Source organism: Kitasatospora putterlickiae (assembly GCF_039527695.1).
Taxonomy (GTDB): Bacteria; Actinomycetota; Actinomycetes; order Streptomycetales; family Streptomycetaceae; genus Kitasatospora; species Kitasatospora putterlickiae.
On record NZ_BAAAKJ010000265.1, the window covers coordinates 15,041 to 29,384 of the forward strand.

The following is a 14,344-nucleotide window of genomic DNA, read 5'->3' on the forward strand; positions in this document are numbered from 1 at the left end:
CCACCGCCGGTCCCGCCGGCCTGCCGCCCGAGCGCCGCCCGGAGGCCGGGCCGGACGAGGTGCGGCTCATGTCCGCCTTCGCCTGGACCGCCGTCAGGGCCGGGGAGCGGTGGGCTCCGGCGTGAGCTCCGACGCGGCTTCCGCGGCGGCCTCGGGCTCGGCCGGGTGGGTGATCCACACCGCGGGCTCCCAGTACGAGCCGAGGTCCCGCGCGCGGTCGATCCGCAGGGTGGAGAGGCCGTCGGGGAAGACGTAGTCGCCGTCCTCCGGGAAGGCCAGTCCGGTCCAGCGCTCCCATTCGGCCACCGTGCCGGTGATCCGCGAGGAGCGCTCGGAGGCACCGGCGATCGTGCCGCCGGCGCCCACCTGGGTGCGGATCCAGGGGTCGAACGGGGCCCCGTCCGCCCGCCGCCAGGTCGCGTACCGCTCGATCGGCACCAGCGGGTACCGGTCCTTCCAGGTGGGCCGCACGGGCACCAGCACCGTCTCCAGGCCGGCCCGGCGCGCCACCTGGCGCATCCCGCCGAGCAGCACGCTGGAGAAGCCCCTGCGCTGGTAGTCCTCCGCGACCTCGATGCCCAGCGCGACCACGGCGCCGGCGGGCACGCCGGCGTCGCGGTCCGCGAACGCCCGGGCGATCGAGTCGTCCAGGCCGGGGCCGAGGTCCTCGGCGGTGCCGTCCCAGCCGCGCGGCAGCGAGCGCCCGGCGCCCGCCACCAGCTCGCGCTCGTCGTCGTACAGGACGAACTGGTACTCGGGGAAGTCCTTGAACAGGCGGTCCCAGTAAGCGTCGTTGACATCTCCGTGCAGGTTGTACTCGGGCACGATGCCGGCGAACCGTTCCGGCATGCGGTCCCACAGTTCGGGCTTCTCCGCGTGGGTCACCACGACCAGGGCCATCGGGCCGTCCTCCTCTTCTCGTGGTCCTAGGCGGGGACTTCGACGTCCCAGACGATGACGATCGGCAGCCCGTCCCAGGCCGCGCGGGCCGCGTCCGCGATCATCTCCTCGTAACCACCGGGCGCCAGACTGCCGTTGAAGAGCGGCTCGTGGCAGGCCCGGACCGTGAGCCCGGCTCCGGTGAACGCCTCCAGGTACCGCCCGGGCAGATGGACGTGGTTGCGCACGAACGCCAGCTGCTCGGAGCCGTGCACGAAGACGCACTGCCCCTGCAGGGCGATGACGAACGGGTGCAGGTCCGAGACGAGGATCCGCCCGCCCGGACGCACCACCCGCGCCAGCTCGGCCACCCCCTTCGCCAGGTCCGGCAGATGGGTCATGGCCAGCGAGCAGACGGCGAGGTCGACCGAGTCGTCCTCAAGCGGCAGGTTCTCCAGGTTCCCGACCCGGAACTCGGCCTGCGGGGCGCGCGCACGGGCCCTGGCCAGCATCTCGGGAGACTGGTCCACACCGATGGTGCGGAACCCGCGCGCGACCAGGGCGCCGGTCTGGCGCCCGGTGCCGCAGGCGGCGTCCAGGGCGGTACCCGTGGGAAGGGTGTCGACGATGCCGTGCAGCACGGGCTCCTCGACCTCGATGTACGAGCTGGGCAGCGAGTCGTAGACCGCCGACCAGGAGGCGTAGCCCTCGGCCGCGTCGAGTTCGCTGATGTCGGCGCCCCCGTCCGGAAGCTCCCCGTCGCCCGACGCGAAGCGGCGGATGTCCGCCACGCGCTCCTTCAGGAACGCCTCCTCCCCGTCCAGGGCGTGACGCAGCAGTGCCAGGCCCTGGATCCCCAGGACGAGTTCTCTGACCCGAAATTCATTGCTCATGCGAAATCCTCGTTCTTGACCGGATGACCGGAGGTGACGGAATTGCGGCAGCCGGTCCGCTGCGGCTTATTTCCAGCTACCCGGCCCGGCGGTAGAGGATTCCGCCCGTCCGGTTCGCTGTCCGAAAGGAGGCCCTGAATGACCGGTTCGCGGACCCGGTTGCCCGGAATTCCCGAAACCACCTACGATGACGGGCCCAAGCGGCCGGACACCTGTTCGCCGGCCGTTCGCTCTGCTGGAGGCGGAATGATAGAGGGATATCTCGGCCGGGAAAGCGTCACCGCCGGGGAGGAGCTGACCGTGCACGTCTCCACCGACGCCGCCCGGTTCGGGCTGAGGTTCTACCGGCTGGGCGAGGACCTGGAGCCGGTGGCGGAGACCGACGGGCACCCCGGGTCGCTCCACCTGCCGCCCCCGCACCCCGACGGCACCCCCGGCCGGCCCTCGCCCGCCGACGACTGGGACTGGCCGCCGCTCGCCCTGCCCGTGCCGGAGCACTGGGCTCCCGGCATGTACATCGTCCAGTTCGTCGAGGACGGCGACGATCCGCCACCGCTCGACGCCGCCGGCCTGGAGGGCCCGGCCCGCGAGTTCTTCGTGGTGCGCCCCCGGCGGCCCGGCGGCCGGTCCCGCGTCCTCTACAAGAAGTCGACCTTCACCCGGCACGCCTACAACCGCTCCGACCGGCCGGGCGAGGAACGCGCCGCCAGCCTCTACGACCACCCCGTGTACCTGCCGGACGGCGATCCCCGCGGACACAAGGTGAGCCTGCGCCGGCCCGGCGGAATCATCGACCTCGCCTACTGGGACGCGCCTTTCATCGCCTGGCTGGAGCGCAACGGCTACCCGGTCGAATTCTGCACGGACCTCGATCTGCACGAGGATCCCGACCTGTTGTCCGCATACGATCTACTGCTCAGCGTCGGCCACGACGAATACTGGAGCGAGGCGATGCGCGGCCAGGCCGAACGATTCGTCCGGAACGGCGGGAACATCGCCTTCCTGAGCGCCAACACCTGCTGGTGGCGCATTCATCCGACCGACCGGAACACCGCCTTCGTCTCAGATACCGACCACCATGTGGGGGACGAGTATCCGCACCTTCCCGCGACCGACCAGTGGTGGCCGGCGGCACCCGACGGCGTGGGCCGCCCGGAGAACTCCCTCACCGGGGTGAGTTTCCGCAACGGCGGCATGTGGGCGAGCACCGGATGGCCCGGGGACCGTCCACGCGAGGGGTACACCGTGCAGCACGCCGACCACTGGCTGTTCGCCGGCACCGGACTGCGCGACGGCTCCGACGGCGGCGAGCCCGACCGCCTCGGCGCGGGCACCCCGCTCATCGGGTACGAGTGCGACGGCGCCGCCTACACCCGCGACGAGCGCGGCGTCGCGCACGCCAGCGGTGAGGACGGCACTCCCACCTCCTTCCTCATCCTCGGCATCCACGTCCTCGAACCCGTCCACGAGGACTTCCACGACTTCAAGTGGGGCCACTGGAACGGTCCGGCCCGGGAGCCGGGAATCACCAGCCCCCGGGCCGCGACCATGGGCCTCTACACCGCCGGCGGCACCGTGTTCTCGGCGGGCACCACCGACTGGCCGGTGGTCTGCGGGCAGGACCAGGACGCCGGCGTCGCCCAGGTCACCCGCAACCTCCTGGACCGGCTCGGACACCGCTCGGCACGAGACTGAGCAGCTCACTTAGCCCGCGGATCCGGGCCGCCCCCTCCACCAGGGGCGGCTCGGCTCCGAGCACCGCCGGGTCCGGCCGGCACAGGTGGACGGACGGCATCCCGGCCGTGAGCGGGCCGAGCACGTCCGGCGCCCACATGTCCCCGACGAACAGCACCTGCCGGGCCGGCAGCCGGCACCGTTCCAGCAGCGTCCGGTAGATCAGCGGGTGCGGCTTGCGCGCGCCCGCCCGGGCGGAGCCCACCACGACGTCCACCGACCCGTCGAGGCCGACGTCCGCCAGGCAGTCCTCCAGGTTCCAGAACCAGTTGGAGCAGACACCGAGCAGCAGGCCGCGGGCGCGGAGCTCCCCGAGGACGGGGTGAACGTCCTCGAAGAGCTCCAGCCGGAGGGCCTTCATCGCCCGGTCGATCTCCTCGACCAGGCCGTCCAGCTCGTCCTCCGGCACCCCGCAGTCCACCGCCCTGCGCCGTAGCCGCCCCAACTCCCAACGGTGGTAGTCGATTTCACTGACCGAGTGGGCCGCGTGCTCCGCGCCCTCGGCGGGGCCCACCGCCCACTGGTCGCCCCAGCGGGCGCCCTGGGCGGCCAGGCCCCTTCGGTCGAAGATCGCGCGGTGGTCGGGCGGCAGCGGCTCGACCATCCGCGCCAGCGTCCCGTAGAAGTCGAAGACGACGGCCCGGATCTCCGACGGCGACTCAGGCGGTACGGGCGACTCAGGCGGTACGGGCGGCACGGACCGGCCTCAGTACCGGCCGTGCCGGCGCGGGAAGTAGTCCTGCAGATCGCCGTCCCGCTCGATGTCGACGGTCGCACAGTGCAGACCGCCGCCGAACGGCCCGACCGCCCGGAACGGCACCGGGACGATCTCGAAGCCGTACGAGGAGAGCTGCTCCGACAGCCGGACCTCCTTCTCCTCGATGCACAGGGTGTTCTCGTCGATGTTCAGCATGTTCCCGGCGAGCCACGGGCTGCAGAACGACAGCTTCGGCGGGTGGTCCCAGCTCGCCGGCTGCACCGCCTCGATGATCTCCCAGTCGTTGAGCCGGAAGAACTCCATCAGCTCGGCGTCCGCGAGCCGCTCGCCGCAGTGCAGCACCAGGCCGGGGCGCAGCGGCACCCAGGTCGCGTCGATGTGCAGCGGGTGGGTGTTGGTGGAGGTGACCGCGTGCACCCGGTGGTCGGGGAAGTGGCGCTTGAGCCACTGGTAGCCGCTGCGGTTGGTGACGAAGGACAGCTGGACGAAGAGGTCCTTGCCGAAGCGGGCGACGTCGGCGGCGTCGAACAGCGGTTCGGCCTCGGTCAGCACCAGGTCGTAGTCGCGGACCCGGGCCAGCTGCTCCTCGGTCGGCAGGTCGTTGTAGGTGTCCCAGAACTTGGTGTTGTAAGAGGCGTCGGTGAGCCGCGGCTTCGGAGCGGCCTCCCAGCGCATGCGCTCGTCGGAGTCGAAGAGGTTCTGCAGCAGCGGCCGGTAGGCGAGGTACTCGTGCCAGCGGCTGCGGTAGGACATGGTCGCTTCCAGGACCTCGTTGCCGACGGTCAGCAGCAGGTCGCGGGGCGGCATGCAGCCGAACATCGAGTCCTGGGTCCACTCGGGCGTGCTGACCTGCTGGTTGAAGTCGAGGGGGGTGGGGCGGTCCACCCTGATGCCGCGACGGGTCAGCATCTCGGCGAAGTTGTCGAGCTGCTCCTCCGCCTCGGCCACCATGTCCTCGGGCATCGGGCCGAAGGTGCCCAGGGGGAAGCCGTCCTCGGGGTAGTCCCGGCGCACGGCGGGCTCGGGGGCCTGGACCACGGTGCCCGCGGCCCGGCCGACGACCACGTGGCGCAGCGGGTCCCAGCCGTTCCAGGCGTTGACCCGGACCGGGCGGGCGGCGGCGTCGGGGGTCTCTTCGGGGGAAGTCGTCTGCTCGGACACGTAACAGGCCCTTCGTATCGGGATCACGTGGGTGCAGAGGCCTAACCTGCGGGTACCGCCCTGGAGGAGTCAAGGGTTGATCTCTATGCGGGACACTGAACGTCATCTTCCGGCCGAATGTCTGGACCTCTGCGACTCTTGGCGATCAGACGGGTAATCAGATGGGTACCCCCATAGCGAACTTGGAGACCTCATGGCCATTCGCATGTCCTATCGCCCCCTTATCCTCACGTTTCTCCTGTCCCTCGCCGCCACCAGCTGTAGCTCCAGCACGGGTGGCGGGACCGACGCGGGCGGCAAACTGACGGTCTGGCTGGCGGTGGACGCCCAGGAGAGTTGGCCGCAATTGGTCCAGTCCACCAATGAGCGTTTCACCAAGGCGCACCCCGGCGTCGAGGTCGAGGTGCAGTACCAGCAGTGGACGACGAAGAACCAGAAGCTGGACGCCGTCCTCGCCGGGAAGAACGTTCCCGACGTGGTCGAGATGGGCAACAGCGAGACCACCAACTACATCGTCAACAACGCCTTCGCCCCCGTGGACCCGGCGCGCTTCGACCAGTCGGACGCCTGGCTGCCGGCGCTCGCCGACGCCTGCCGCGCCGACGGCAAGACGTACTGCGTGCCGTACTACGTCGGGGCCCGGATCGGCATCTACCGCACCGACCAGTTCGCCCGCGCGGGTGTCGCCGAAGCCCCGAAGAACTACACCGAGCTGCTCTCCGCGCTGGACAAGCTGAAGGCCACCCTGGGCCCCGAGGACCCCAACTACTCGGCGCTCTACTTCCCCGGCCGCTACTGGTACGCCGCCATGGCCTTCGTGAAGGACGCGGGCGGCGAGATCGCCGTGAAGGAGGGCGACAAGTGGAAGAGCACGCTGTCCTCGCCGAAGTCGGTGGCCGGGCTCACCGAGTGGAAGCGGCTGATCGACGCGTACTACGTCGGTGACCGGGCCAAGGACAACAGCGACCAGCCGGCCGTCGTCGGCCAGGGCCGCGTGGGCGTCTTCTACGGCAACACCTGGGAGTCCGCCATGGCCTCCGACGAGCGCTCCGGCGGCGACCCCAAGCTGAAGGACAAGTTCGGCACCTTCCCCTTCCCCGGCCCGTCCGGCAACCTCCTGCCGCCGTTCCTCGGCGGCTCCACCCTGGCGGTGCCGGCCAAGTCGACCCGCAAGGACCTGGCCGCCGACTGGATCAAGATGTTCACCGACCGGGAGTCGCAGAAGACCCTGATCGAGGTGAACACCCTGCCCAACAACACCGTCCAGCTGGCCGAGGTCGCGGGCGGCGGGATCAACGGCCCGGCGGCCCAGGCCGCCGCGACCGGCGGTTGGATGACCCCGTTCGCGCCCGGCTGGACCTCGGTGGAGAAGTCCAACATCCTGCCGGAGATGCTGGAGCGCATCGCCAACGGCAAGCAGTCCGTGGAGGAGGCCGCCCGTGAGGCCGACCAGCGGATCAACGACGTGATCAATGAGCGCTGACCGGGGCCGGCAGCAGCGGCGTCGTCCGCTGCTGCCGTACCTGCTGATCGCCCCCACCGTCCTGGCGCTCGTGCTGGTCCTCGGCTACCCGCTCGTGGACATGGTCATGCTCTCCTTCCAGGACATGACCCGTGAGCAGCTGTTCAGCGGCGCGGCGCCGCCGTGGGCGGGGCTCGACCAGTTCACCAAGATCCTCGGGGACGGCTTCTTCTGGACGGTGGTGGGCCGCACGGTGCTGTTCACCGCGGTGACCGTGGTGCTCACCGTCGCCCTGGGGCTGTTCACGGCGCGGCTGATGCACCGGGTCTCCCCCTGGGTGCGCGCCGTCATCTCCGGTGTGCTGGTCACCGTGTGGGCGATGCCCGCGATGGTCGCCGCGTCGATCTTCCGCTGGCTCTTCGACACCGACTACGGCGTCACCAACTGGGTGCTCTCCAAACTGCCGGGGGTCGACATGACCCACCACAACTGGTTCATCGACCCCTGGCAGGGCTTCTCCGTCATCGTCGCCGTCGTGGTGTGGGGCTCGCTGCCCTTCGCCGCGATCACGCTGCGGGCCGCGCTGGCGCAGGTCCCGCACGAGCTGGAGGAGTCCGCGGTCCTGGACGGCGCCCGGCCGTTCCAGGTCTTCCGGCACGTCACCCTCCCGGTGATCAGACCGGTCCTGCTCATGGTCACCACGCTGAACGCGATCTGGAACTTCGGTGTCTTCAACCAGATCTGGCTCATGCGCGGCGGCCAGCCCGAGCGGGAGTACTACCTGCTCGGCGTCTACTCCTTCATCGAGTCCTTCGCGGTGAACCGGTACAGCACCGGGGCCGCGATAGCGCTCGTGACCGTCGTGCTGCTGCTCGCCGGATCGGTTGTCTACCTGCGTCAGATGCTCAGGACGGGAGAGCTCGATTGAGACGGCAACGCTCGCTCGGCCACGACCTCCTGGGGCTGCTCGTCGCGGCGGTGATCGGCTTCCCCATCTACTGGATGGTGCTCACCGCGTTCCGGCCGGGCAACGAGATCCTCAGCCTCCCGCCGAAGTTCTGGCCGGGCCGGCCCTCGTGGGACAATTTCTCCCGGGCCCTCGGCTCGGACACCTTCTGGGACAACGTCCGGTCCAGCGTGCTCATCGGCGTCGGCACCGTCGTGGTGTCGCTGATCGTCGGCACGCTGGCCGCGTTCGCCCTCGCCCGCTTCCGCTTCACGGGCCGCAAGACCTTCGTCGTGGTGATCCTCATCGTCCAGATGGTGCCGCTGACGGCCCTGATCATCCCGCTGTACCTGCTGCTGAACGACGCCGGGCTGACCGACAGCCTCACCGGCGTGATCCTCACCTATCTGGTGTTCACCCTGCCGTTCACGGTGTGGATGCTGCGCGGATTCATCGACGGGGTGCCCGTGGAGCTGGAGGAGGCGGCCATGGTCGACGGCTGCGGCCGCCTCGGCGCCTTCCGCCGGGTGGTGCTGCCACTGCTCGCCCCCGGCATCGTCGCCACCTCGGTCTTCGCGCTCGTCCAGGCCTGGAACGAGTACGTCCTTGTCTACATCCTCTTGTCCACTCCTGAGAAACAGACCGTCAGCATCTGGCTGGTCTCCTTCACGACCAGCCGTGGGACCGACTACGGCGGACTGATGGCGGGTGCCACACTCACCGCCCTGCCCGTTGTGGTCTTCTTCCTGATCATCCAGCGCCGGATCGCCTCCGGCCTCGCCGCCGGCGCGGTGAAGGGCTGACCCCGTCCACCGAAACCCGGCTCCCCCGGTCGCACCCCGTTCACGTCCACAGGAGGACTCTGTGACGCACGACCGTCTCGATCTCGTCTCCAAGCTCTACCAGCCATCCGGCTGGCCACGCGTCCTGCAAGCCGCCGAAGGCGACTCGTCGGACGCCCCGCTCGTCGTCGACCTCGACCCGACGACCTTCTGCGACCTCGCCTGCCCCGAGTGCATCAGCGGCAAGCTGCTCAACCAGGGCCGGTTCACCCCCGAGCGCCTGGCCGCGCTCGCGGAGGAACTGGTCTCCATGTCCGTCCGCGCCGTGGTCCTCATCGGGGGCGGCGAACCGCTCGCCCACCGGGGCACCCGGCGGGTGCTGCAGATCCTCGGCGAGGCCGGTCTGGCCGTCGGGGTCGTCACCAACGGCACCATGATCGACAAGAACCTCGACGAACTCGCCCGCTACGCCTCCTGGGTCCGCGTCTCCATGGACGCCGGCACCTCCGAGACGTACGGCCTCTTCCGCCCCGACCGCAAGGGCCGCAGCGTCTTCGACAAGGTGGTCGCGAACATGCGGCTGCTCGCCGAGGCGAAGACCGGAGCCCTCGGCTACTCCTTCCTGGTCATGACCCGCCAGGAGCCGGACGGCCGGACGGTCACCAACCACACGGAGGTGCTGCGGGCGGCCGAGCTCGCCCACGACATCGGCTGCGACTACTTCGAGACCAAGGCGATGTTCGACGAGGAGCACCACGTCATCCAGGTCTCCGAGTCCATCCTCGACTCGGTCGACACCCAGCTCGCCGAGGCGGCCCGGCTGGAGAGCGACACCTTCCAGCTGATCAACTCGTCCACGCTCACCTCGCTGCGCCGGCACACCGGACCGGTCCAGCCCAAGGACTACCACCGCTGCAAGATCGCCGAGCTGCGCACCCTGGTCACCCCGTCCGGGGTCTACATCTGCTCCTACCACCGGGGCAACCCGCTGGCCCGGATCGGTGACGCGGTCACCGACAGCCTGGCCGACATCTGGAAGACCTCGGACCGCGGCATCGTCGACCCGAGCCGGGACTGCCGCTTCCACTGCGCGCGGCACCGCTCCAACCTGGAGCTGGACGGGATAGCGGAGGGAACGGGCGCGGTCCCCCCGGGAGAGGACTACGACCCGTTCATCTGACCGCCGCTCGGCTCGGTGCCGAGCGGCTGAACGTCAACCGGTCGACGGCCTGACGCACTGGCCGTCGACCGGTTGACGCTCGGACAGCCGCTCAGCCGGCGGCGCTCACACCGACCCGCTCCCCCGCCCGGGCACTCCGGCTCCCCGGAGCCGCCCGGGTGGGGATCACGCGTGCCCCGGGGAAGGGGCCGCTCAGCGCGTCGGCCAGCCGTGCCACCACCCCGGGCAGCTCGCCCGAGGGGCACACGCCGACCAGCGAACCACCGCCGCCGGCCCCGCTGAGCTTCAGCGGCAGGCCGGCGGCGCGCAGCGCCAGCGCCCGCAGCTCCTCCAGCAGCGGGGTCGACATGCCCTGGTGGTCGCGCATCGCGTCGTGCGCCCGGCTCATCGCCGCCCCCAGCGCCTCGTGGTCGTGCCGGCGCAGCGCCGCCCAGGCGGCACCCGAGGCCCGGTCGGCCTCGGCCCGGTACGCCGCGAGGGCGGGATCGCCGGCGGCGAGCTGTGCCCGCACCGTGCGGATGTGGTCGGCGGTGTTCTTCCGGGTGCCCGAGTCCACCACGACCACCCCCCAGTCGTCCGGGAACTCCAGCCGCTCCCGGACCACCGGCAGGCCGCGCTCCCGGCCGTCGATCAGCAGCGCGCCGCCCTCGGCGACGGCGAGGTGGTCCATGCCGCCGCCGTTGAAGCGGGCGAACTCGAACTCGTACGCCCACTGGACGAGCGTGGCGTCGTCCGTGGCCGCCGTCGCCGCCACCCCGTCCGCCACGACGGCCGCCGCTGCTGCTGCTGCTGCCGCGAACGCCCGGAACAGCGCCACGATCAGCGCCGTGGACGAGGACAGCCCGCTCGCGGACGGCGCCTCGCTGGCCACCCGAACGGCCGGCGCGGGGCCCGCCGTCCCGGGCAGCCGCTCCTTCAGGAACGCCCACACCTGCGACGGCCAGTCACTCCCGGCCTGCTCCGGCGCCCCGGAGGGTGCGCCGGGCACCACCTCGACCGTGGTCGGCAGGTCGAGGGCGAGGCTGACCGAGCGGCCGTCGCCCAGCCAGTCCAGGTCCTCCCCCGACAGGCACGCCCGGCACGGCACCGCGACGCGGATCACTTGCTCTTCGCTCACCTTGCCTGAAACCTCCCGTCGATGAGGAACGCGCGGTACATCTCCAGCACCACCCGGGTGGGCGGGTGCAGCGGCCCCGGCGGGTCGTCGAGGGGCCGGAACTCCGCCCGGCGCACCTCGTCGGCCCCCGGGGACAGCTCCCCCGACCAGCGCCGGGCCACGAAGCACAGCGCGAAGCAGTGGTTGACGTCCCCGTTCGGGTAGGTCACCGTGTGCACGGCCGGATCGGACAGCGAGCCGAAGGCGACCAGGTCCTCCTTGGCGACCAGCAGCCCGGTCTCCTCCGCCACCTCCCGGACGGCGGCCTCGGCGAAGCCCCCGTCCTCCTCGCAGGCGCCCGCGGGAAGCTCCCACACACCGTTGTCGACGCGCTGCTGGAACAGCCCCCGGCCCGCCCCGTCGATCAGCAGGACCTGGGCACCCGGCACCAACAGCCGCATGCCGCCGACCTTCTGACGCAGCGACCAGACGTACGACCCGACATATCCCATGCTCGCACCGCCTCCCTCGACATCCGCCCCCACGGCGGACGTGCCGGGATCACAGACTGTCACGCGCCGTCCTCGGCGAGCCAGCGCGGCACCGCCTCGGGCGTCTTCTCCAGCCACCGCACATAGCGGTCGACGCCCTCCTCGACGTCGATCCGGGCCTGCCAGCGCAGCAGCTCCCGCGCCCGCTCCGTGGAGGCGTACCCGCCGAGCGGGTCGCCCTCGGGACGCGGCGTGACGATCCGCTCGGCGTCCGGGAAGTAGGGCATGAGCAGGTCCGCGACCTTCCGCACGGCCGTCGGCCGCCCGGTGCCCACGTTCACCGTCTGCCCCGCCATCCCCTCCTCGACGAGCGCGAGCGCCGTCGCCTCGGCCACGTCCTGGACGTGCACCATGTCGCGCACCTGGACGCCGCCCCCGTTCAGGCGCATCGGGCGGCCCAGCTTGGCCTGCAGGGACAGCCAGGGCACCATCCAGGAGTGGCTGCCCGGCTTCGGGATCTGCGGGTCCCCGTAGACGGAGAAGTAGCGCACGATCGCGTACTCGGCACCGCCCGCCGCCCCGAGCATCAGCCGGGTCTGGTGCTCCGCCCACAACTTGCCGTTCGCGTACACCGACAGCGGGAACAGCGCCTGGTCCTCGTGGAACATGTGCGGACCGGGCGAGCCGGTGGGGCCGTCGCCGTACACCGACGCGGAGGAGACCAGCACCAGGCGGCGCACGCCCGTCCCGGCGATCTCCTCCAGGATGACCTGGGTGCCCTGCACATTGGCCCGGAACGCGATGTCGGGGTCCCGGGTGCAGGCGGCCACGTCCGCGTAGGCGGCGGCGTGGACCACGTAGTCGGCGTCCCGCAGCAGTACGGCGACCGCCTCGCGGTCACAGACGTCGCCGACGACCAGCGTCGCCCCGGTCTTCTCGACCCCGAATATCGCGTGCCCGTCCTCGGGGTAGGCGTCCATCCGGTCCAGGACGGTCACCTGGGCACCGACCTTGCACAGCAGGGCGGTCAGCCGGCTGCCGACCAGGCCCCCGCCGCCCGTCACCACGATGCGGGCGTCACGAAGCTTTTCCAACCGGGCCTCGACGCTCTCACCGACGCCCTCGTCGATGTCGTCTGCGGCCTCGTTCAACGGCGCGTGCGATCCTGCGGACATAAGGGGTTCCCTCCGTTAAGACGGCGAACTCTCGAATACGCGCTCACAAACAGCCACTCGCTTCACACGGAAGGTGGCGTGCCAGTCCAGCATCCTTGGGACACCAACCGTGACGCCAGTGCTAATTCGGCACTCTTGCCAGCCCTCGACTCGATCCGTACTGTCCGGAATCGATGGCACCCGCAGTAGTCGATAGCGACACGAGTGCCACCAAGCCACCCACACCCCAACGGAAAGAGGGAAACCACGTGACGCGCCATCAGCTCAGCGGGGTGGTCATGACCCATCCCAAGCGCCGGCACGCCGCCGAGCGGATGGCCCAGGACGCGCCTCCGGGCGCGCTGCGCGTCGTCATGGACCCGGACCCGACCGGCACCCCCTCCGTGCTGCGCACCGCGCTCGCCGCGTGGGACTCCATCGAGGACGGCGCCACCCACCAACTCGTCGTCCAGGACGACATGCTGTTGTCCGAATCGTTCTTCGAGCGGGTCAATCTCGCCATCGAGGCGATGCCGGACGCCGCCCTGGCGCTGTTCGCCCTGTGGGACTCCCGCAACGGGGCCGCGATCCGCTTCGGCGCCATGGCCGGCGCCCGCTGGGTCGGCGCGGTCAACGAGTACTTCCCGTGCGTCGCGATCGTCCTTCCCCGGAGCGTCGCCGAGGGCTTCGTCCGCTACGGCCGCCGGCGCCTAGGAGCCTGGCCCGACGACATCCTGATGCACCGCTACCTGACCGACCACGGCATCCCCCGCTACGTCTCCGTCCCCAACCTCGCCGAGCACCAGGACCACGGCTCGATCTCCGGCAACGCCTTCCGCGGCCCGCGCCGCTCGGTCTGCTTCCTGCCCGACGACCGCCCCGGCGACGAGGACCGCCGGCTGACCGGCCTGAAGGTCCTGCCGTTCTTCAAGTACGGCGTCGCCCGCTGCCTGGTGCGGGTCGCCGGTCCCGGCCCCCAGCGCTGGCTGCACATGGACTGCGAGCAGTACCTGCGCGGCCTGGAGCTGCCTCGCACCCTGTTCACCCCGCCCGGCCCCGAGTCCGACGCGCCCGACGTCCGGGGCACCTGGCTCACCGCCCTCGCCATGGGCCACGAGGCCGCCCGCCTCGGCCTGGACCCCGACGCCCCCCAGACCGCGGGACGAACCGAGGTGTACGCCGAGAGCGTGGCCACCATCGGATCGGGCGGCATCAGCAACACCAGCACCGAGGAACGGATCGCCGAACGCCGCGAGGCCCTGGCGGCCATCGCCCACCGGGCCCTGGCCGCCGGCCGCGCGTCCGCCGAACGCCCGGCCCCCCGCCGCCCCCGCCACCCCACCGGCCTCACCGTCCGCGGCGGCGCCTCCCCGCTCGGCGAGCACCTCCTGCGCCGGCTCACCGACCTGGCCGCCGCCGACCTCCCCGACGCCGTCCTCGACCTCACAGGCCTGCGCGAGGGAGCCCCGTCCCGGGAACTGCGCATCCACCTGCCCGGCGACCCGCGCCCCTACACCCTCACCGTCGGCGAGGTGTACGGCCCCGGCTGCTCCCGCGACACCCTCATCGGCCGCATGGTCTGGGACGCCCTGCGCAGCCTCCCGATGACCGTCCCCGGCTCCCCCGACACCGAGGTGCACCCCGTCTACGTCGACGACCTGGCCGACGCCGTCCTCACCGTCCTCCGCACCCGCCCCGCCCCCCGCTCCCTCACCATCACCCCCGAAAAGCCCACCACGCTCGCCGAGTTGGCCGACACCATCCACACCGCCGTCCGCCCCGTCCCCATCCACCCCCACCCCGCCCCCCACCAACCCCCCACCCCCACCCCCGATTCCCCCACCACCC

13 protein-coding genes are annotated in these 14,344 nt (G+C 71.2%); 6 read left to right on the forward strand and 7 right to left on the reverse strand.

The annotated features are described in order from the left end of the window. Positions 1-93 precede the first annotated feature (93 nt). Positions 94-900, reverse strand: a complete 807-nt coding sequence (locus ABD308_RS26880) for an N-acetyltransferase (RefSeq protein WP_344339552.1) — start codon at positions 898-900, stop codon at positions 94-96. 26 nt (positions 901-926) lie between these two features. Further along, on the reverse strand, positions 927-1,772 hold the full coding sequence (locus ABD308_RS26885; RefSeq protein ID WP_344339555.1) for a class I SAM-dependent methyltransferase: 846 nt from the start codon (positions 1,770-1,772) through the stop codon (positions 927-929). Positions 1,773-2,018: 246 nt separating this feature from the next. Here ABD308_RS26885 and ABD308_RS26890 point away from each other — a divergent pair, with 246 nt between their 5' ends. Then, positions 2,019-3,467, forward strand: a complete 1,449-nt coding sequence (locus tag ABD308_RS26890) for a N,N-dimethylformamidase beta subunit family domain-containing protein (RefSeq protein ID WP_344339557.1) — start codon at positions 2,019-2,021, stop codon at positions 3,465-3,467. Here ABD308_RS26890 and ABD308_RS26895 read toward each other — a convergent pair. After that, entirely contained in the window at positions 3,418-4,203 is a 786-nt protein-coding gene (locus tag ABD308_RS26895) for an HAD family hydrolase (RefSeq protein ID WP_344339559.1), read from the reverse strand. The genes ABD308_RS26890 and ABD308_RS26895 overlap by 50 nt on opposite strands. 9 nt (positions 4,204-4,212) lie before the next feature. After that, positions 4,213-5,385 carry a serine/threonine protein kinase gene (locus ABD308_RS26900; protein ID WP_344339561.1) on the reverse strand — a complete coding sequence of 391 codons (1,173 nt, stop codon included), beginning with the start codon at positions 5,383-5,385 and terminating at the stop codon, positions 4,213-4,215. 193 nt (positions 5,386-5,578) lie between these two features. On the opposite strand from ABD308_RS26900, the gene ABD308_RS26905 reads away from it, so the two are divergent. The 4 genes from ABD308_RS26905 to ABD308_RS26920 all read left to right on the forward strand — a co-directional run bounded on the left by ABD308_RS26905 (position 5,579) and on the right by ABD308_RS26920 (position 9,755). Further along, complete coding sequence (locus ABD308_RS26905) at positions 5,579-6,868, forward strand: extracellular solute-binding protein (protein ID WP_344339563.1); 1,290 nt, start codon at positions 5,579-5,581, stop codon at positions 6,866-6,868. Then, positions 6,858-7,775, forward strand: a complete 918-nt coding sequence (locus ABD308_RS26910; RefSeq protein WP_344339565.1) for a carbohydrate ABC transporter permease — start codon at positions 6,858-6,860, stop codon at positions 7,773-7,775. Before ABD308_RS26905 ends, ABD308_RS26910 begins: the two co-directional genes overlap by 11 nt. Next, on the forward strand, positions 7,772-8,596 hold the full coding sequence (locus ABD308_RS26915) for a carbohydrate ABC transporter permease (protein ID WP_344339567.1): 825 nt from the start codon (positions 7,772-7,774) through the stop codon (positions 8,594-8,596). Before ABD308_RS26910 ends, ABD308_RS26915 begins: the two co-directional genes overlap by 4 nt. A gap of 61 nt (positions 8,597-8,657) precedes the next feature. Continuing rightward, complete coding sequence (locus ABD308_RS26920; RefSeq protein ID WP_344339572.1) at positions 8,658-9,755, forward strand: radical SAM protein; 1,098 nt, start codon at positions 8,658-8,660, stop codon at positions 9,753-9,755. Between the two features lie 91 nt (positions 9,756-9,846). Here the strand turns inward: ABD308_RS26920 and ABD308_RS26925 are convergent, their stop codons facing one another. From ABD308_RS26925 to ABD308_RS26935, 3 genes are read right to left on the reverse strand one after another with little or no spacing between them, the layout of a single operon-like run. Next, positions 9,847-10,872 (reverse strand): GHMP family kinase ATP-binding protein, encoded by a 1,026-nt coding sequence (locus ABD308_RS26925; protein ID WP_344339577.1) that lies wholly within the window; start codon positions 10,870-10,872, stop codon positions 9,847-9,849. Further along, positions 10,869-11,363, reverse strand: a complete 495-nt coding sequence (locus ABD308_RS26930) for an NUDIX domain-containing protein (RefSeq protein ID WP_344339581.1) — start codon at positions 11,361-11,363, stop codon at positions 10,869-10,871. The genes ABD308_RS26925 and ABD308_RS26930 overlap by 4 nt, the downstream gene beginning before the upstream one ends. Before the next feature lie 59 nt (positions 11,364-11,422). Beyond that, positions 11,423-12,517: an NAD-dependent epimerase/dehydratase family protein gene (locus ABD308_RS26935; protein WP_344339586.1), complete on the reverse strand. Its 1,095-nt coding sequence runs from the start codon at positions 12,515-12,517 to the stop codon at positions 11,423-11,425. A gap of 248 nt (positions 12,518-12,765) precedes the next feature. On the opposite strand from ABD308_RS26935, the gene ABD308_RS26940 reads away from it, so the two are divergent. Beyond that, a partial coding sequence (locus ABD308_RS26940; RefSeq protein ID WP_344339590.1) for an NAD-dependent epimerase/dehydratase family protein occupies positions 12,766-14,344 on the forward strand: 1,579 nt, incomplete at its 3' end.

Bases quoted from the DNA above. Each gene is read 5' to 3' on its own strand.
- ABD308_RS26880 (WP_344339552.1), bottom strand. From the start codon at position 900: ATGGCCCTGGTCGTGGTGACCCACGCGGAGAAGCCCGAACTGTGGGAC.
- ABD308_RS26885 (WP_344339555.1), bottom strand. From the start codon at position 1,772: ATGAGCAATGAATTTCGGGTCAGAGAACTCGTCCTGGGGATCCAGGGC.
- ABD308_RS26890 (WP_344339557.1), top strand. From the start codon at position 2,019: ATGATAGAGGGATATCTCGGCCGGGAAAGCGTCACCGCCGGGGAGGAG.
- ABD308_RS26905 (WP_344339563.1), top strand. From the start codon at position 5,579: ATGGCCATTCGCATGTCCTATCGCCCCCTTATCCTCACGTTTCTCCTG.
- ABD308_RS26910 (WP_344339565.1), top strand. From the start codon at position 6,858: ATGAGCGCTGACCGGGGCCGGCAGCAGCGGCGTCGTCCGCTGCTGCCG.
- ABD308_RS26930 (WP_344339581.1), bottom strand. From the start codon at position 11,363: ATGGGATATGTCGGGTCGTACGTCTGGTCGCTGCGTCAGAAGGTCGGC.
- ABD308_RS26935 (WP_344339586.1), bottom strand. From the start codon at position 12,517: ATGTCCGCAGGATCGCACGCGCCGTTGAACGAGGCCGCAGACGACATC.